This window comes from Algoriphagus sp. NBT04N3 (assembly GCF_019443765.1).
In the GTDB taxonomy this organism is placed as follows: domain Bacteria; phylum Bacteroidota; class Bacteroidia; order Cytophagales; family Cyclobacteriaceae; genus Algoriphagus; species Algoriphagus ornithinivorans.
The window spans coordinates 1,007,395-1,025,374 of record NZ_CP048415.1 but is presented as its reverse complement, the minus strand read 5'-3'; the positions used below and the strand labels follow the sequence as shown (position 1 = coordinate 1,025,374).

Below are 17,980 nucleotides of genomic sequence, written 5' to 3'. Positions count from 1 at the left end.
ATTAAGTTACTATTAAATAAAGGAAAAAACTCGGCTATTGTTTGCTCTCAGCAAAGGAAATTGGATCGGGAGACTTGCTTCCCCCGATCTTTTGAATCCAATAAATCATTAATCCTAATTGCCCTATTTCAGCTAAGGTCAAAGGAATCAGCCCTAAGAATGCGCCTATGCCTGAGAAAATCAGGATACCTGCCACCAAAGTCAGTGCTCCTATTACGACAGGAATGTTTGAATATTGGTTTTTATAAGCCAAATAGCCAATTCCCATAAAAGCGTAGCAAAAACCAAAGGAACTTACTTTCACGATATAGTAATCAGCAATTTCAAAAAGTGATGTAAATAGAGCCAGTAAATCCGCAATAAACCAAAGTCCTGAAACAGCCAACATGGTCCATAAAGCAAAATTCAGGAAATCATTTTTATAGAAATTGAGGAGCCTAATCCAGCCATAAATAAATAGTGCATAGCCTATAAAACTGATGGATTTTGCGAGGACAAAGCCAATCATTTTGAAGGAATAATTACCCGTGACATATTCTCCTTCCATGCTTATTTCAAAAATAGATGCGAAGAAGTATAAAATTCCAGCCGCAAAACCTGCGTAAAGAATCCATGGAGTTTTGCTCTCATTAAAGGACTCCGAATCAGCACTTATTTCGAAATCAAGTGCTTCAAATAAAGCTTTGATCGTGTAAGATCTTGGAGTGACTTCACCCGCTTCTATTCTCTGGATGGTTCGCACATTCAGATTACATTTTTCGACCAACTCTTCCTGAGTTAATCCTTTTGCTTTTCTCAACTCGGAGATTTTTTTGCCTAATTCTGGTTGTTTCATTGTGAATTGTGTTTTTGATTGAACCATGGCAATTTCTACAGTTGAGTGTTAATACAGGACGAAATAAACTCGGATTTCAGCCGACATTTACCCGACATTTATTATTTCTGGTCTAAAATAGCTGATTTGGGAATTTTTCAACTCAAAGCAAAGGCAAAATTCTACCCAAAGCAGGATTTCGATTTTTTGGCTTCCAAATCACTGATAGCTCCGTGAATTGTGGAATATTCGGAATTTCCATAAATCTAACTTTCAACTCATACCCTGCTTTCAGGGAAGTGGGAACAATCGCAATCCCTAGTCCATTTTCAACCAGTTTAAATATGGTCAAAGCATGGACGGACTTATGTTTGATTTTGGGGAAAAAGCCAGCATCTCTACAGATCCCCATAATTTGATCATAGTAATAACGACTATAATCGCTTGAAAAAAGGATAAAAGGCTCATCAGAAAACTGAGCTAATGTGGAAAAATCAGAATCATGAACAGTGTGATTCTCAGGCACCACAAGTGAAAAAGAATCCCTGAGAATAACTTTTTTTTCTAGGCCATCAGGCACAGATTCAATTCTGACAAAACCCAGATCCAATCGATCACGCTCTATCATTTCCACTTGAACCCAATTGCTCAACTCTTCCAAACTCGTGGTGATTCCAGGCTCTTTGTTATTTAGCTTTTGCAATAATTCCGGTAAAACCTGATTGGATGCAGAACCTAAGAAACCGATCCTCAACTCCCCTATTTTCCCAGATGAAATAGCTTTCATTTGAGTCTGGGTGGTTTGTAAATGGTTGAGAATAAAATCCACTTCACTTTTAAAATATTCACCGGCGGCTGTCAAAGCCACATGCTGCTGATCTCGCTCAAATAATTGAACTTCCAATAACTCTTCTAATTGCTTGATCTGTCTACTCAAGCCAGGTTGAGATATAAATAGTCTGGAAGCTGCTTTTCTATAATTCAGCTCCTCCGCAACTGCCTGAAAATAGTGCAAATGTCTTAATTCCATTGATGCCTCTAGGTTATCGTTTGTTGATAATAATAGTATCAAAAAGCATCAATAAAACCAAGTACCTTTGGTAAAGAATTAAACCCAGCACTATGAGAAGCTTCAATTACGGAAAAGATCATTTAACAGCCTCCATAGCATTAGGACTTGCTAGGAAAGAGATCAAAGGTCAATTTTTGCCTGAGGTTAAGCATAAAATAGAAGAATCAGCTTCAGCAGTATCAAAAATCGCTCAAGGTGAAAAAGTTGTTTATGGAATCAACACAGGATTCGGCCCACTATGCACCAGTAAAATTTCTGCTCAAGACACCACAACCCTACAGGAAAATCTATTGAAAAGCCATGCTGTTGGTCTTGGAAAGCCTGTAGATTTAGAAATTTCCAAGCTTATGATGGTGTTGAAAATTCATGCATTGGCGCAGGGATTCTCAGGAATTAGATGGGAAACCATTGAAAGGATTCACTGGATGCTCGAACAGGAAATCATCCCTTTGGTTCCTATTCAGGGTTCAGTAGGAGCTTCAGGAGATTTAGCACCACTGTCACATTTATTCCTTCCACTTTTAGGATTAGGAAAAGTATCATATAGAGGAGAAATAATTACTTCAGAGGAGGCACTCAAGCTATTTGGAAAAAGCTCTTTAACACTAGGACCCAAAGAAGGTCTGGCTTTAATTAATGGAACACAGTTTATGGCTGCCCATGGAGTAAAAATTATTGAAAGGCTCCATAATTTATTGACTCATGCTAGCATCACAGGTGCAATGATGGTAGAAGGACTGATGGGGTCAATCAAACCTTTTTCACCAGAACTCCACAGTTTAAGACCTTTTGCAGGAAATCAACATGTGGCAGCCACCATTTTAAACCTGCTTCGAGACTCTGAAATCGTCAGTTCACATAAAGATTGTGCGAGAGTACAAGACCCCTATTCCTTGAGATGCATGCCCCAAGTGCATGGAGCGAGTTGGAATGCATGGCTTCATGTCAAAGAAACTTTGGAAATAGAAATTAATTCAGTTACAGACAATCCCATTGTTTTTGATGAGAACCATACGATTTCAGGCGGAAATTTTCATGGCCAACCCATAGCATTGGCCTTGGATTATGCCTGTTTAGCAGCTTCTGAACTAGGAAACATAGCTGACAGAAGAATTTATCTATCCATTGAAGGAGATACCCCGGGGGTACCTAAGCTATTGTTGAAAGAAACAGGTCTAAATTCCGGATTGATGATACCTCAATACACCACAGCAGCTTTGGCCTCCGAAAATAAGGGCTTGTGTTTTCCTGCATCAGCAGATTCTATTCCCACTTCTTTGGGACAGGAAGACCATGTAAGCATGGGAAGTATAGGAGGAAGAAAAGCCCTTAGAGTCATTGATAACGTTGAAAAAATTATCGGAATTGAGCTTCTTTATGCTGCTCAGGCGATGGATTATCATGCGCCCCTTCAATCTGGCAAAATAATGACTGCCATTTACAATCATGTCAGAAGCAAAATTGAACCAGTTGTACAAGACCGAATTCTTTACGAAGATATGGAAGAGGCAATTCAACTGATTCAAAGCGGGGAATTGCTTAAATTGGCTTATTCGACCGCAAGCCAGGAAGGCTTGGAGTTCGACACCCAATGGAGTTATCTATTCACTTTCTAGAAACCCAGCACTATGAAAGACAAGAAATTAATAGGCCCTATTACCCAGCTCCTGAGTATGGATCAACTCCCAATGAAAGGAGCTCTAAAAGATTCCCAATTACCCATACATAAGCATGCCGGTATTTTATTAGACGGAGATAAAATCGTGGAAATTGGTGATTTTGAGATTCTTCGAAAAAAAATTGACCTCCAGGAGGTTCGAAGAATTGACCTGTCAGAAAATTATGTAGCTCTTCCCGGAATGATAGATTGTCATACTCACATTTGCTTTGCAGGGTCAAGAGCTAAGGATTTTGCTTTGAGAAATTCTGGTAAAAGTTATCTGGAAATAGCAGAATCTGGTGGGGGTATTTGGGACACAGTTACCCAAACTAGAAAAATGACTGGTAGTGAACTTGCAAAAATTACTGCCTCAAGAGCTGATCAATTACTAGAAAATGGAATCACTACGATTGAGGTAAAAAGTGGCTATGGTCTTTCGGTTTTGGAAGAAATCAAAATGCTGACTTCCATACATCAAGCAAACAGAAAAACCAAAGCCGACTTGATTTCCACATGTCTTGCTGCTCATCTTCTACCAAAGGATTTTGAAGGAGATGAAACTGCTTATCTGGATTGGATGGTTCAAAAATTACTACCTATCATTTACAAGGAAGGCTTAAGTAAGCGAGTGGATATTTTTATCGAAAAGTCTGCTTTTTCAAAGGAACAAGCCCTTGTTTATTTAAAAAAGGCCAAGGAAATAGGATTTCAAATTACAGTTCATGCCGATCAATTTACTTCCGGAGGCTCAGAAGTAGCGGTAAAAATGCAAGCTCTTTCGGCTGATCATCTAGAAGCCTCCTCGGAAGAGGATTTGAAAAGACTGGCCAATTCGGATACGATTGGGGTAGCACTTCCGGGAGCATCTATTGGACTGGGCTGTCCTTTCACACCTGCTAGAAAATTACTAGACATGGGAGGTTCATTAGCAATTGCCTCTGATTGGAATCCAGGTTCAGCACCTATGGGTGATTTGCTCACTCAAGCCTCGATTTTAGCCACTTTTGAAAAGTTAAGCACAGCCGAAGTATTCGCTGGAATCACTTTCAGAGCTGCCGCAGCCCTAGGATTGACTAATAAAGGAACCATAGCGGCTGGTCAGTTTGCAGACTTCATTCTTTTCCCGACCTCTGACTACCAAGAAATTCTATATCATCAAGGAAATATAAAACCAGCACAAGTATGGAAATCTGGTTTAAAAGTGTTTGATAGGAAGAAGAAGATGAAAAGCTAGTGGTTATTAGTTAATAGTTATTAGGCAGCGTCCATTGAGGATTGAAAATTAGTAATTGTACCTCCTCTGCCCTTCGTAATTCGTATTTCCAAAATCGTAAATCGAACATGTCTTTCAAAGATCAAATCATACAAGGAATACCAGCATCTCTTCCCCCAAAAAAACTAAGGAGCCCGGAAATTTCGCATGCTCCCAAACGGAAAGAAATTCTTTCTCCTGAAGAAAAGAAACTGGCCCTCATCAATGCGCTACGCTACTTTCCAAAGGCTTGGCACCGAGACTTGGTTGGTGAATTTACTGAGGAATTAACAAAGTATGGTCGGATTTACATGTATCGCTTTATGCCGGATTATAGGATGTATGCTAGGGCTATTTCTGAATACCCGGGCAATTCCGAAAAGGCCAAAGCAATCATGCTGATGATTCAAAACAATTTGGACCCTGCTGTTGCACAGCACCCTGAAGAATTGATTACATACGGAGGAAATGGTGCGGTTTTCCAAAACTGGGCACAGTACCTATTGACCATGAAATACTTGGCTGAAATGACTGAGGAACAGACACTCCATATGTATTCCGGTCACCCTATGGGACTTTTTCCATCCTCACCCCTATCACCAAGAGTAATTGTCACTAATGGTATGATGATACCCAATTATTCTAAACCGGACGATTGGGAAAAATACAATGCCCTGGGTGTCACTCAATATGGACAGATGACAGCAGGATCTTACATGTATATCGGGCCACAGGGCATTGTTCATGGTACCACCATCACGGTCATGAATGCATTTCGGAAGAAACTGGGTAGTGGTATCAGCCCCAAAGGAAAAATATTTTTGACTGCTGGTTTGGGAGGAATGAGTGGAGCACAACCTAAAGCAGGAAATATTGCCGGCTGTATCACTATTTGCGCTGAAGTAAACCCTTCTGCTGCCAAAAAAAGGCATGAACAAGGCTGGGTGGACGAGTTAATAACTGACATGGATCAATTGATCCAACGGGTGCATAAGGCCAAAAATCAGGAAGAGGTGGTTTCTATTGCCTTTTTGGGAAATATCGTGGATGTATGGGAACGGTTTGATGAAGAAAACATTTTTGTGGAATTGGGTTCTGATCAGACTTCCTTACATAACCCTTGGGCAGGAGGCTATTACCCAGTTGGGCTCAGTTTCGAGGAGTCCAACCTACTGATGGCTGAAAACCCTGAAGCATTTAAAGAAAAAGTTCAAGAGTCACTGCGCAGACAGGCCTCGGCGATCAACCGGCATACTGCGAAAGGGACTTACTTTTTTGATTATGGGAATGCTTTTTTATTGGAAGCCTCTAGAGCTGGAGCAGCTGTCATGGCAGAAAATGAAATTGACTTTCGCTACCCAAGTTATGTTCAGGATATTTTAGGCCCTATGTGTTTTGATTATGGGTTTGGACCTTTTCGCTGGGTTTGCACCTCTGGCAAATCGGAGGATTTGAGAAAAACAGATCAAATCGCTGCTCAAGTTCTGAAAGAAATTATGAAAGAGTCTCCTGCTTCTATTCAACAACAAATGCAGGATAACATCACCTGGATTGAAGAGGCTGAAAAGAACAGGCTTGTAGTGGGATCTCAGGCTAGAATTTTATATGCCGATGCGGAAGGAAGAGCCAAAATTGCAGCCGCATTCAATGATGCAATTGCAAATGGTGAAATTTCTGCTCCCATTGTGCTGGGAAGAGACCATCATGATGTGAGCGGTACAGATTCTCCTTACAGGGAAACAAGCAATATCTACGATGGAAGCAAGTTCACTGCAGATATGGCGATTCATAATGTGATAGGAGACAGTTTTAGAGGTGCTACCTGGGTGTCTATCCATAATGGTGGTGGTGTGGGCTGGGGAGAAGTGATGAATGGAGGTTTTGGGATGGTTTTGGACGGAAGCAAGCAGGCTGAAATCAATTTGAAATCCATGCTATTCTACGATGTCAACAATGGAATTGCAAGAAGAGCCTGGGCTAGGAATAGTGGTTCTTTAGAAGCTATCCAACGAGAAATGGATAGAACCCCGGAATTAAAAGTGACTTTACCAAATTTGGTAGATGAGGATATACTGAAAGGCTTGGGCTAAATAGGCATAAGTTATCTTGAGAGCTGATACCAATCAGTCTTCTTCAAATACCTCTTCTAATTCCAATTCGAATCCTGGTAAAACAGTAGAAGTAACCTTCTGTCCTGAGGTATAAAGTCGGGAGGGTTGATAGCTTCCATTGACCAATACATTGATTTGGAGGGTATTTTCCGAAGGATGAATGATCCAATATTCTCTGACCCCAAACTCCTCATAAAGCTCGTACTTATTTTGGAGTTCTACCTTGCTATTGCTTGGAGAAAGAATCTCCACAATTAAGTCAGGAGCTCCAAAACAACCCTTGTCATCCAACTTGGAATGATCACAAATCACAGAGATATCAGGTTGGATTACCGAGTCAATTTTACTGTAATCGGGATCTTTTGACAATCTGACATCGAAAGGTGCCGCGTAAACTTTGCACTGATGTCCTTTTAAAAATTCGTGCAATGCAACCGAAACCTTCATCGAAACAGCTTGATGCCTTCTGTTTGGAGCTGCGGCTTTGGCAAAGATTTTACCCTTGATCAACTCCACTATTTCCTCAAAATCCCATTTAAGATAATCAGCATAGGTATAGCCTGAAAAAGAGGCATCCGGCTCTTTGAATGAAGCCAAGTCAATGTTTTCTTTTTGAGGAATTCTATATTCTTTCATCTTTCAGGACTCGCTTTAGCTTAAAAATTATACCTAATTTAGTAAAAACCTGCTAAAACTCTATGAGCCTACACTTAAACCCAAACCCAGAAAATTGGACTGGAAGAAAATCTGAATTGCCTGAATATTGGCATCAAATTGTCCAATGCATTCCAAACCTTCACTATTCTGAGGAGGATGGAAGAAAAGTTGGAATTCTCGGTTATCCCGGAGAGGAAGGAGTCAAAAGAAACCAGGGCCGACCAGGTACGAAAGAGGCCCCGGATCATATAAGGAAATACTTGGGAGGGATTGCCTATCACTTACCTGATTCATGTAAAATTTATGATTATGGTGATATCCAAACTCAAGGTACTGATTTGGAGAGCACTCAAACCAAAATCTCAGAAACCGTTCAGGCATTATTAAGAAATAAACATCTTCCCGTCCTTTTGGGAGGAGGTCATGATTTAGCATTTGCCCATGGAATGGGTATATTAAATCATTTACATCTCAAAGGAGAAAAATTGGGAATAATCAACTTGGACGCCCATTTTGACCTTAGACCGTTGGCTAACGGAAAAGGCCATTCAGGTTCTCCATTTTATCAATTGGCTCAGGAGTTCCCCATGAACTTCAACTATTTAGCTATAGGTATTCAACGCGCCTCTAACCCTAATTCTTTGTTTGAAAATGCTAAAAAACTAAATGCGAAATACCTGTTGATGGAGCAGTTTAGACTTCGCAACTGGGAATATATCCAAGAGCAGATTTTATGGTTTTTGGACTCAGTCAACAAGGTTTATTTGAGCGTGGATATGGACGGCTTCTCCTCCGCATTTGCACCTGGTGTTTCTGCTCCTTCACCCATGGGTTTTAGTCCCCAGATAGCATTCCGGGTATTCGAATTAATCGCAAAAAGCAAGAAATTAATTGCTATGGATGTGGTTGAACTCAACCCCAGATTTGATCAGGACCAAGCCACTGCGAGATTAGCAGCTCGATGTGTAGAATACGTTTTGAGGAAGAATTTTGAATAAGGTGATTGAAAGATCTTGTTATAAATGAAACGGGCTCAAATATTTAAAGGGGCCCTTTTCAGCTTTCTCACTTAAGGCTTCTTACTTTCTTTTTTTCCCACAGATCCACACAGAAAAATCCACAGAATAGCACAGATTTTTTCAGACTTCAGACTTCCAAAAACTGCCTACTGCTTCTGCAAACTGCCTACTTTTTAGCTTTCTCACTTAAGCCTTCAAACTTTTTAGATTTCTTACTTCAGATTTCAGACTTTCTTTTTTCCCACAGATTAACACAGATCAATGCGCAGATTTACGCGGATTTTTTCAGACTTCAGATTTCATATTTCAGACTTTTCATCTTTCTCACTTCAGACTTTATACTTTATGAGACTGCTTCGTTCCTGGCAGTGACGACACCATTAATAGCCCACGAACATCCCAAACAACAAACTGCCAACTTTACCCTTTCAGCTTTCTCACTTAAGCCTTCAAACTTTTTAGATTTCTTACTTCAGATTTCAGACTTTCTTTTTTCCCGCAGATTAACACAGATCAATGCGCAGATTTACGCGGATTTTTTCAGACTTCAGATTTCATATTTCAGACTTTTTAGCTTTCTCACTTCAGACTCTAGACTTTTTAGATTTCTTACTTCAGCCTTCAACCTTCCCTCAGACTTTCCCAAAGTATCTCCACCGGATGCTTTGCCTTTCGGCCAGTTCCATCTGCAATCTGATGTCGGCAGGAAGTTCCTGGAGCCGCGATCAAGGTATCTGCTTCGGCTTTTCTCACTGCAGGAAACAGCACCAACTCTCCAACCTGCTGAGAAACCTCAAAGTGTTCCGCTTCATAACCAAAAGAACCAGCCATACCACAGCAGCCGCTTGGGATGGTTTCCACAGAATAGTTTGCAGGAAGAGAAAGAATTTTCTGTGTCCAAGTCAGAGAAGAAAGAGCCTTTTGATGACAATGGCCATGCAACTTGATTTTTTGAGGCTTGTCTGTGAATTGTTCGGATCTGATATTTCCGGCTGCTACTTCCTGACCTAAAAACTCATCAATCAACTTGACATGAAACTTGAGTTTCTTCGCCCCTTCTAGCAGCTCTTTTCCTACAATTCGAGGATATTCATCCCTAAAACTCAAAATTGCCGAAGGCTCCAAACCAATCAATGGAGTATTCCCGTCAATCAGTTTTTCAAAAATCCGCACATTGGCCTCGGCATGTTTCTTTGCTTTTTCCAAAAGACCTTTGGATAGCGCCGAACGACCACTCTCCTCATGATCTACGATCTTGACCTCATAGCCCAATTTCTTTAACAATGAAATTGCTTGGATGCCTATCTGCGTATCGTTGTGATTGGTAAACTCATCCAAAAAGAAAAACACCGACTTAATGGGTTTAGCTGGTCCGTCCAGAGTGGGATAATTCTTTTTGTACCACTTCCTCAAACTAATCGGACTGATTTCTGGAAGATGACGGTTTGGAGCCACTCCCAAAATAGACTTCATTAGACCTCCAGTCAGGGAATTGCTCAGAAAGAAATTAGCGATTCCAGGAACTTTGGAACCTAACTCATTCAATTCATTGATATAGGCAAAAGCCTTGGATCGAAGGGGAACGCCATGCGTTTTTTGATACTGATAGAGGAATTCAGCTTTCATACTGGCCATATCCACATTGGAAGGACACTCAGCGGTACAACCTTTACAGCTTAGACAAAGGTCCAAAGCTTCTTTGATCTCAGGATGGTCAAAGGCATTTTCCTTTTTATCCAAAGTCAAAAACTCCCGAAGCGTATTAGCACGGCCTCTGACTGTATCTTTCTCATTTCGGGTTGCCATATAGCTTGGACACATGGTTCCGCCGGAACCTGGAAGTTTACGGCAATCTCCCGAACCGTTGCATTTTTCTGCCAAACGCAAAATCCCCCCCACATTGGAAAAATCGATAATTGTCTTGTGCTCTGGAGTTTCCATCCCTGGCTCGTAGCGCAGGAATTTATTCATCGGCGCGGCATCTACGATTTTTCCGGGGTTGAAGATATTTTTGGGGTCCCATGTATATTTAATCCTTCGGAAAAGCTCATAATTCTTTTCTCCAACCATCAGCGGGATAAAAGCAGCGCGTACTCTACCGTCTCCATGTTCCCCAGAAAGCGAACCCTGATATTTCTTCACCAATTGGGCAGAAGCCAAGGAAATCTTGTAAAACTCCGCTACATCCTCCGCTTTTTTCAAATCCAAAATAGGACGCAGGTGAATTTCCCCTGCTCCGGCATGGGCATAGTGCACAGGCTTTTGGTTGAAACCTTCCATCATGGCATCGACTTCATCGATGTAATCGGCTAAGTCTTCGATATCCACCGCAGTGTCTTCGATGCAGGCTACCGCTTTAGGATCCCCAGGAATATTTCCCAAGAGACCCAAACCAGCTGCACGAAGAGCCCAAGCTGAAGCTACTTTCTCTGGTTCGATAATAGGATAGGCATACCCATAGCCGCCAGCTTTCAGGTCCGCCACAAGCGCCTCTCCTTTTGCCATGGCTTCTTCCAAGGTTTTTCCCCGGAACTCAATCATCAAAATCGCTTCAGGATCTTCCTCTACAAAATAGCGGTTTTTGGAATATTCTATGCTCTCCTTAGTACAGTCCAAGATGATTTTATCCATCAGTTCCACCGCAGTTGCAGGATGCTTCATGGCAACTTGAGCAGACTTCATGCTTTCGTGTATGGTCGCGAAGTGAGCAGCCACCACGATTTCCACCGGATCGGGCAAGGGATCCAAGCTTATTTTGATTTCAGTGGTGAAAGCCAGAGTGCCCTCCGAACCCGCCAATAGCTTACAGAAGTTAAATTTTTCCTTTCCTTCGAATAGCTCTGCTTTCAACAATTCATCCACTGCATAGCCGGTATTTCGGCGGTGAATGGATTTTTTGGGAAATTGAGCGTGGATTTCTTCGCGGACTTCAGGATTGTTGAGTTCGTCGAAGATTTGACGGTAGATTGTTCCTTCCAGATCTTTTTGCCCGCATTTCCGATCGAACTCATCCTGAGAGATCTCCCCGAAAACAACCTTAATCCCATCGCTTAGAACGGTATTCAGAGAAATAACCTTGTCCCGAGTTACCCCATAGACAATGGAAGTCGTTCCAGAGGAATTATTCCCAACCATGCCTCCAATCATCGCTCGGTTAGCAGTGGAAGTGATTGGGCTGAAAAACAAGCCATGTGGCTTCAAAAATCGATTAAGTTCATCTCGAACTACGCCGGGCTGTACCCGAACCCAACGTTCTTCTTTGTTGAATTCCAGTATTTGTGTGAAATACTTGGAAACATCTACAACAATCCCATTCCCCACACATTGCCCTGCCAAAGAGGTGCCTGCTGTTCGGGGAATCAGGGAAGTTCCGTTTTCATTGGCAAACTGAATCAGTTTCTGAATATCCGATTCAGACTTAGGAAAAGCTACCGCTAAAGGTACCTCCCGATAGACAGAGGCATCCGTGGCATAAAGCGCTCGGCTAAGTTTGTCAAACTGCAAATTGCCCTCGAGTTGGGCTGCAAGTTTTTCTAAATGAGATACTAGATTAGGTTGGTCTGAAAGCATGATCAAAAATAGCTTTCTGGCTAGAATAAAGAAATAAAAATATCAAAGTTCAATATTACAGGACCAAAATGATCCTAAAATGAGGTAAAAACAAAATACCCTCCTCCTAAGACTCCCCACACTCCAGCAAAAAACAATCGAATATCACCAGAATTAACTTTTGCTTTCCTGGAATAAACTCCTTCTCGATATTGAATAACGAAAAGTATTAATCCAAATAGAAAAAAAAGCACTCCAATACTGAAACGAAAAACATCCATTTATTTTTGCCAGCAATTTCACCGATTATTGTTAAAACTAATTACTAAGCAGTAAAATTCAAACACTATGTTCTTCTACCTCTCCCAATTTTTGAGTTTTTTGGCCATGCCACTGACCATTATCCTGATTTTTCTTTTGGCTGGAATCATTTTCCTCCGCCAGAAATGGGGCAAAAAATTACTTTGCATAGGAATAGGTCTTTTGCTCTTTTTCACCAATCCTTTTCTTTCCAATCTGGCCTTATTGGCTTGGGAACCTGAATTCAAATCTTTTGAAGAAATAGAAAGTCATGAAATCGGCATTGTCCTCACTGGAGTAACCAATTTGAGCAAAACCGCCTATGACCGAACCTTTTTTAACAAAGGTGCCGACCGGATCACCCATGCCCTTCAACTCTATCGTATGGGAAAGATCAAAAAAATTCTGATCACCGGTGGGCAAGGTCTTAATCCTTCCAATCCGCAGACTGAGGCTGAGTTACTAAAACGATTTCTTATCATGACCGGAATGTCTGAGCATGACATTTTGATCGAAGATCAAGCAAAAAATACAGCTCAGAATGCGCAGTTCACCAAAGACTTTTTAGAGAAAAATCAAATCCCCGCCAATCAGGAGTTTATCCTCATCACTTCCGCTTTTCACATGAAGCGAGCTAAAGGATGCTTTGACAAGGTTGGATTGAAAACAGTGACTTTTCCCGTGGATTACTATTCCCATGATATCAAATACGATATACCATCCCTATTTTTTCCTGATCCTTCCTCATTGGAGTATTGGACCAAACTATTTAAAGAATGGATTGGGATTTTGGTATACAAAATCGTGGGGTATATCTAAATTAAGAGATTGCATTTCTTTGATTTTATTACGTACTTTACGTAACGCGATTTACGTAACGATTTTCATGTAATCCAAAAAGTGAGAAGTCATGAAAGAACCCTTCAATCCATTTATAATCAATACTTACCAAGGAAAGGAATACTTTTGTAATAGAGAGTTTGAGCTAAAAACACTCATTTCTCACATAGAAAATGACAGAAACGTAGTAATTTATGCCTGGAGAAGACTTGGAAAATCAGCCCTTATTCATCGACTTTTTGATGAATTAGAGTCATCAAAAAATTATGAAACTCTCTATATTGATTTACTCGCAACCCAAAATATAGGCGAATCCATTCAAAGCATATCGGCTGCCATATACGATAAGTATGGAAAAACTAGCAATGGGATAAGTGCCAGCATTCAAAAATTAATGGCTTCAATTGGGGCGACTATCAGTTTTAATTCTTTGTCAGGAGCTCCTGAGCTTACACTTGGTGTAAACAATACTAAACAACCTAATCAATCATTGGCTGCTTTGGGGGAATTTCTTGCTACCAGAAAGAAGCGAGTTGTCATCGCAATCGATGAATTTCAGCAAATCAACGACTATCAAGGGGAAAAAGCTGAAGCAGTATTCCGATCCTGGGTACAGCAGATTCCTGAAGTCCGTTTTATTTTTAGCGGAAGCCATCGCACATTAATGGAAGCGATGTTTACAGAAAAGAAAAGGCCTTTTTATCAGAGCTCTATGCTAGAGTCTCTTCAACCTATTTCCCTCGAAGCTTATTCTGAATTCATTACCCAACATTTTCAAGTTGCCAAGAAGAAAATCGAGCTGGATTCCATTGCGAAAATATATCACTGGAGTCGAGGTCAAACTTATACCGTTCAGTTGGTATGCAACCACCTTTATGCTAAGCACAATAAAGTAACCAATGCAGATGTGGATGTTGTATTCGATCAAATTCTTGTGCAGCAACAGGCGATTTATGCTAATTTTCAAAAAATGCTGACTCGGACACAGTGGAATGTATTTAGAGCTATTGCCAAAGAGGAACCCCTTCAAAACCCATTGAGCAAAGGTTTTATTCAAAAGTATAATCTTGGCGCAGCAAGTACGGTAAGCACGGCTTTAAAGGCCTTGGAAAGACTGGAACTTGTCATCAAGGACGAAGAAAATTACCTGGTACATGAAGTGCAGCTGGCCAGATGGATGGCGCGAATTTAATTCCCTTTCACGCTAACTCTCTTTTGGCAGCTCAGCCATCAAACCAACAAAGTCCCCTGAATCGAATCCCTTAATATTGGTTCTACTTTCGCCTCCTCAGCGAATTCCCCCCAGCGCTTGACAGCTTGCTTCACTCGCTCGATTTTCTCTTGCGGTCTTTTGATATTCATCTTTTTGGCTACTTCCAAAAAATCCGAGTCAGTAATTCCTTCCCTTTTTCCATTGACCTGAAGAGATTGCCTGCTCACCCAAATGCTACCAGGCCTGTAGGCATGGCATATATCGTATGCAGGAGACAAGGCCCACTTTCCACTTTGATCCATCAAAAACGCAAAGTTTTTGGTATGATCATCACAGTTTCGGGCCAATACATTGAATACCATTCGGACAAATTGCTGCTCTGCTTCTGGATAAGTTAGCCTTAGCATACGCATGGTTTCAAAAACTTGTTCGTAACTGTAAACACCCACCTGATTGAAATCAAAATGGCGGATACCACAGAGACTCTGCATATGGATTTTCTCTCCGGAATCCGTCCGATCAAATCGTTTGGTCATAAAATGAGCCCGACCGTTTTCCTCCAAAAGTCGGCATTCATTCATTTCGATTCCAGCCTCTTTAGCCATCAGATAATAGGCCATTTCCACTCTGCCGTAACCTACCGTAGCTCCAAACTGTGAGTCATGTACTCCGTCAAATTTGATGATCCAATGAGAAAATCCTTTTGGTGCCTTTACCTGACCACTTTTCACTTCTCCTGTCTTCGGATTAAAAGCAATTACTGCCTTGGCCCTGGCTCCGCCTGCAGAGGTACCAATCTTCAAAATATCCGCTAAAGCTTCCTCTTCCTCAAGGGAAAGATCAGTTTGAAAGTTTTCCTTGCTGTTCAGTACTTTTTGGGCAATTCCTACCAAACTTTCAAGCTCCAAAGAACTTGCCCGACCCGTTTCCGTACGCAGTGCAGGTTTGATTTCCAATGCCCCAACCCCTCTCTTGCCGATAAAACAAAGCAGTTCTACCGGATTTAAACTATCGGAAGGTCGTCCATTTTGAACTAACCAAGCGTTGATTAACTGGTTTCCGTACTTATCTGGGAGCATGTCAGCAAGCAGTCCCGGTAAACCTTTAAAAGTATCAAACGCATCATCCCGGGATCTGCGGGTTTCAGGAAAAGAATAGAGTCTTTTCCCTTGGGATAAAGGCATCAAAATAGGTGAAATATCCCATCCGGAGCGAAGAAAATTTCGATCAAATTCAAAATTGGCGAGTTGCCTGGACTCATCCCAAAGCACTGCTCCTACCAATTTATTCCAAAGCCAAATCTCAGCTGCATTTACCATTCTGAAGGAGGATTTTCAGCTGCCTGATCAGTATTACGGACTCGCTGCCGCTCTTGCTTCTTTTGAAGCTTGATGTATTCGAGCGGGCTGATCTGGGTCTGAGTCTCAAAAACCTCCAGAATCTGCAACTCATCCAAAACACGTAAGACTTGAATAAGGGTGATTAAATTAACCTTTTCGCCACGCTCCAGCAAACTCAAAGTAGAGCGACTGATCCCCGCCTCATAGGATAAAGTATCCTGAGTCTTATTGAGATCCATCCGCTTCTTTTTGATAAATTCTCCTATCATCTGAAGAATTGCTGCATCTGATAATTGTGAGATATTCATGACTTATTAATCATTCATTATAATCAAAAATACTATTTTATGAATGAAATATCAAACATTATAATATTTATTTTTGAATGATTATTCATACGTATTTAGATGTAAATAAGTTTAATGAATGATTTATCACTCATTTAATAACTTTATACTTCTATTTTTTGATTTCATATTTTTTATTTAGCCACAGATTAACACGGATTTTATCAGAATTCTGACTTTTCAGCTTTCTCACTTAAGCCTTTATACTTTATGAGACTGCTTCGTTCCTCGCAGTGACGACACTATTGAACCCACAAGCATCCCAAACTGCAAACTGCCTACTGCCTACTGCCTACTTTCAGCCTTTCTAGCTTTCTCACTTTAGCTTTCAGACTTCGGAGACTGCTTCGTTCCTCGCAGGGACGAGATTATTAATAACTCACAGGCATCCCGAACTGCATACTGCATACTGCATACTGCCTACTGCCTACTTTCAGCCTTTCCAGCTATCTCACTTCAGATTTCAGACTTCCGACAATATCTTCCAGACTTTCTTTGAAAAAGATTAATGAAAACCAAATCGCTTCTCCGAAGCTCTTGTTTACTCCCTATTTCAATCTATTCTACAACCAAAACGCCTCTCTGAGGCTGTTTGCAACCCATCCTGTAAATAGCTCCAGAGATGTGATTTGGTAAATGCTTTAAAAATTCTTTACTTCTTTTCTTCTTTGCGGGAGATAATCTGCAACGCCACTTTTCAGCTTTCTCACTTCAGATTTCAGCCTTTCCAGCTATCTCACTTCAGATTTCAGACTTCCGACGATATCTTCCAGACTTTCTTTGAAAAAGATTAATGAAAACCAAATCGCTTCTCCGAAGCTCTTGTTTACTCCCTATTTCAATCTATTCTACAACCAAAACGCCTCTCTGAGGCTGTTTGCAACCCATCCAGTAAAGAGCACCAGCGGTGTGATTTGGTAAATGCTTTAAAAAATTCTTTGCTTCTTTTCTTCTTTGCGGGAGAATATATCGCTGCGACACTGCGAGCTTTTTTTTTTACAAAACCTGCTAAAAGACATTGAGATTGCTTCGTCGTCGTACCTCCTCCTCGCAAAGACGGCACGATTTCAGCTTTCTCAATTATGCTTTCATACCTTATGAGACTGCTTCGTTCCTCGCAGTGACGACACTATTGAACCCACAAGCATCCCAAACTGCAAACTGACTACTGACTACTGCCTACTTTCAGCCTTTCCAGCTTTCTCACTTTAGCTTTCAGACTTCGGAGACTGCTTCGTTCCTCGCAGGGACGAGATTATTAATAACTCACAGGCATCCCGAACTGCATACTGCATACTGCATACTGCCTACTGCCTACTTTCAGCCTTTCCAGCTATCTCACTTCAGATTTCAGACTTCCGACAATATCTTCCAGACTTTCTTTGAAAAAGATTAATGAAAACCAAATCGCTTCTCCGAAGCTCTTGTTTACTCCCTATTTCAATCTATTCTACAACCAAAACGCCTCTCTGAGGCTGTTTGCAACCCATCCTGTAAATAGCTCCAGAGATGTGATTTGGTAAATGCTTTAAAAATTCTTTACTTCTTTTCTTCTTTGCGGGAGATAATCTGCAACGCCACTTTTCAGCTTTCTCACTTCAGATTTCAGCCTTTCCAGCTATCTCACTTCAGATTTCAGACTTCCGACGATATCTTCCAGACTTTCTTTGAAAAAGATTAATGAAAACCAAATCGCTTCTCCGAAGCTCTTGTTTACTCCCTATTTCAATCTATTCTACAACCAAAACGCCTCTCTGAGGCTGTTTGCAACCCATCCAGTAAAGAGCACCAGCGGTGTGATTTGGT

At 41.1% G+C, this 17,980-nt stretch carries 12 protein-coding genes; 6 read left to right on the top strand and 6 right to left on the bottom strand.

Going from position 1 to position 17,980, the window contains the following annotated elements; translation table 11 throughout:
• Positions 1-34: 34 nt before the first annotated feature.
• The gene (locus GYM62_RS04390) at positions 35-835 is read right to left on the bottom strand and encodes a helix-turn-helix domain-containing protein (protein ID WP_219958477.1); all 801 of its coding nucleotides are present in this window, start codon (positions 833-835) and stop codon (positions 35-37) included.
• Positions 836-977: 142 nt separating this feature from the next.
• Entirely contained in the window at positions 978-1,844 is an 867-nt protein-coding gene (locus GYM62_RS04385; protein WP_219958476.1) for a LysR family transcriptional regulator, read from the bottom strand.
• 92 nt (positions 1,845-1,936) lie between these two features.
• On the opposite strand from GYM62_RS04385, the gene hutH reads away from it, so the two are divergent.
• The 3 genes from hutH (at position 1,937) to GYM62_RS04370 (ending at position 6,888) form a co-directional block, all read left to right on the top strand.
• The gene (gene hutH / locus GYM62_RS04380) at positions 1,937-3,502 is read left to right on the top strand and encodes a histidine ammonia-lyase (RefSeq protein ID WP_219958475.1); all 1,566 of its coding nucleotides are present in this window, start codon (positions 1,937-1,939) and stop codon (positions 3,500-3,502) included.
• Between the two features lie 12 nt (positions 3,503-3,514).
• Complete coding sequence (gene hutI / locus GYM62_RS04375; protein WP_219958474.1) at positions 3,515-4,780, top strand: imidazolonepropionase; 1,266 nt, start codon at positions 3,515-3,517, stop codon at positions 4,778-4,780.
• A gap of 107 nt (positions 4,781-4,887) precedes the next feature.
• Positions 4,888-6,888, top strand: coding sequence for a urocanate hydratase (locus GYM62_RS04370; RefSeq protein WP_219958473.1), 2,001 nt, complete (start codon positions 4,888-4,890; stop codon positions 6,886-6,888).
• Positions 6,889-6,921: 33 nt separating this feature from the next.
• On the opposite strand, the gene GYM62_RS04365 is transcribed toward GYM62_RS04370, so the two are convergent.
• Positions 6,922-7,545 carry a Uma2 family endonuclease gene (locus GYM62_RS04365; protein WP_219958472.1) on the bottom strand — a complete coding sequence of 208 codons (624 nt, stop codon included), beginning with the start codon at positions 7,543-7,545 and terminating at the stop codon, positions 6,922-6,924.
• 62 nt (positions 7,546-7,607) lie between these two features.
• Here GYM62_RS04365 and hutG point away from each other — a divergent pair, with 62 nt between their 5' ends.
• Positions 7,608-8,564: a formimidoylglutamase gene (hutG, locus tag GYM62_RS04360; protein ID WP_219958471.1), complete on the top strand. Its 957-nt coding sequence runs from the start codon at positions 7,608-7,610 to the stop codon at positions 8,562-8,564.
• Between the two features lie 642 nt (positions 8,565-9,206).
• On the opposite strand, the gene GYM62_RS04355 is transcribed toward hutG, so the two are convergent.
• A complete protein-coding gene (locus GYM62_RS04355; RefSeq protein WP_219958470.1) occupies positions 9,207-12,155 on the bottom strand; it encodes an FAD-binding and (Fe-S)-binding domain-containing protein in 2,949 nt (982 codons plus the stop codon).
• A 327-nt stretch (positions 12,156-12,482) separates the two neighbouring features.
• Between GYM62_RS04355 and GYM62_RS04350 the strand changes: the two genes are divergently transcribed.
• The gene (locus GYM62_RS04350; protein ID WP_219958469.1) at positions 12,483-13,253 is read left to right on the top strand and encodes a YdcF family protein; all 771 of its coding nucleotides are present in this window, start codon (positions 12,483-12,485) and stop codon (positions 13,251-13,253) included.
• 91 nt (positions 13,254-13,344) lie between these two features.
• Positions 13,345-14,466, top strand: a complete 1,122-nt coding sequence (locus tag GYM62_RS04345) for an ATP-binding protein (protein ID WP_219958468.1) — start codon at positions 13,345-13,347, stop codon at positions 14,464-14,466.
• Between the two features lie 38 nt (positions 14,467-14,504).
• On the opposite strand, the gene GYM62_RS04340 is transcribed toward GYM62_RS04345, so the two are convergent.
• Both GYM62_RS04340 and GYM62_RS04335 read right to left on the bottom strand, forming a co-directional pair.
• Positions 14,505-15,806 (bottom strand): type II toxin-antitoxin system HipA family toxin, encoded by a 1,302-nt coding sequence (locus tag GYM62_RS04340; RefSeq protein ID WP_219958467.1) that lies wholly within the window; start codon positions 15,804-15,806, stop codon positions 14,505-14,507.
• A complete protein-coding gene (locus GYM62_RS04335; protein WP_219958466.1) occupies positions 15,800-16,135 on the bottom strand; it encodes a helix-turn-helix domain-containing protein in 336 nt (111 codons plus the stop codon). Before GYM62_RS04335 ends, GYM62_RS04340 begins: the two co-directional genes overlap by 7 nt.
• Positions 16,136-17,980: the final 1,845 nt, after the last annotated feature.

Coding starts and splice junctions, on each gene's coding strand:
- GYM62_RS04390 (WP_219958477.1), bottom strand. CDS start 835: ATGAAACAACCAGAATTAGGCAAAAAAATCTCCGAGTTGAGAAAAGCA.
- GYM62_RS04385 (WP_219958476.1), bottom strand. CDS start 1,844: ATGGAATTAAGACATTTGCACTATTTTCAGGCAGTTGCGGAGGAGCTG.
- hutH (WP_219958475.1), top strand. CDS start 1,937: ATGAGAAGCTTCAATTACGGAAAAGATCATTTAACAGCCTCCATAGCA.
- hutI (WP_219958474.1), top strand. CDS start 3,515: ATGAAAGACAAGAAATTAATAGGCCCTATTACCCAGCTCCTGAGTATG.
- GYM62_RS04370 (WP_219958473.1), top strand. CDS start 4,888: ATGTCTTTCAAAGATCAAATCATACAAGGAATACCAGCATCTCTTCCC.
- GYM62_RS04365 (WP_219958472.1), bottom strand. CDS start 7,545: ATGAAAGAATATAGAATTCCTCAAAAAGAAAACATTGACTTGGCTTCA.
- hutG (WP_219958471.1), top strand. CDS start 7,608: ATGAGCCTACACTTAAACCCAAACCCAGAAAATTGGACTGGAAGAAAA.
- GYM62_RS04355 (WP_219958470.1), bottom strand. CDS start 12,155: ATGCTTTCAGACCAACCTAATCTAGTATCTCATTTAGAAAAACTTGCA.
- GYM62_RS04350 (WP_219958469.1), top strand. CDS start 12,483: ATGTTCTTCTACCTCTCCCAATTTTTGAGTTTTTTGGCCATGCCACTG.
- GYM62_RS04345 (WP_219958468.1), top strand. CDS start 13,345: ATGAAAGAACCCTTCAATCCATTTATAATCAATACTTACCAAGGAAAG.
- GYM62_RS04340 (WP_219958467.1), bottom strand. CDS start 15,806: ATGGTAAATGCAGCTGAGATTTGGCTTTGGAATAAATTGGTAGGAGCA.
- GYM62_RS04335 (WP_219958466.1), bottom strand. CDS start 16,135: ATGAATATCTCACAATTATCAGATGCAGCAATTCTTCAGATGATAGGA.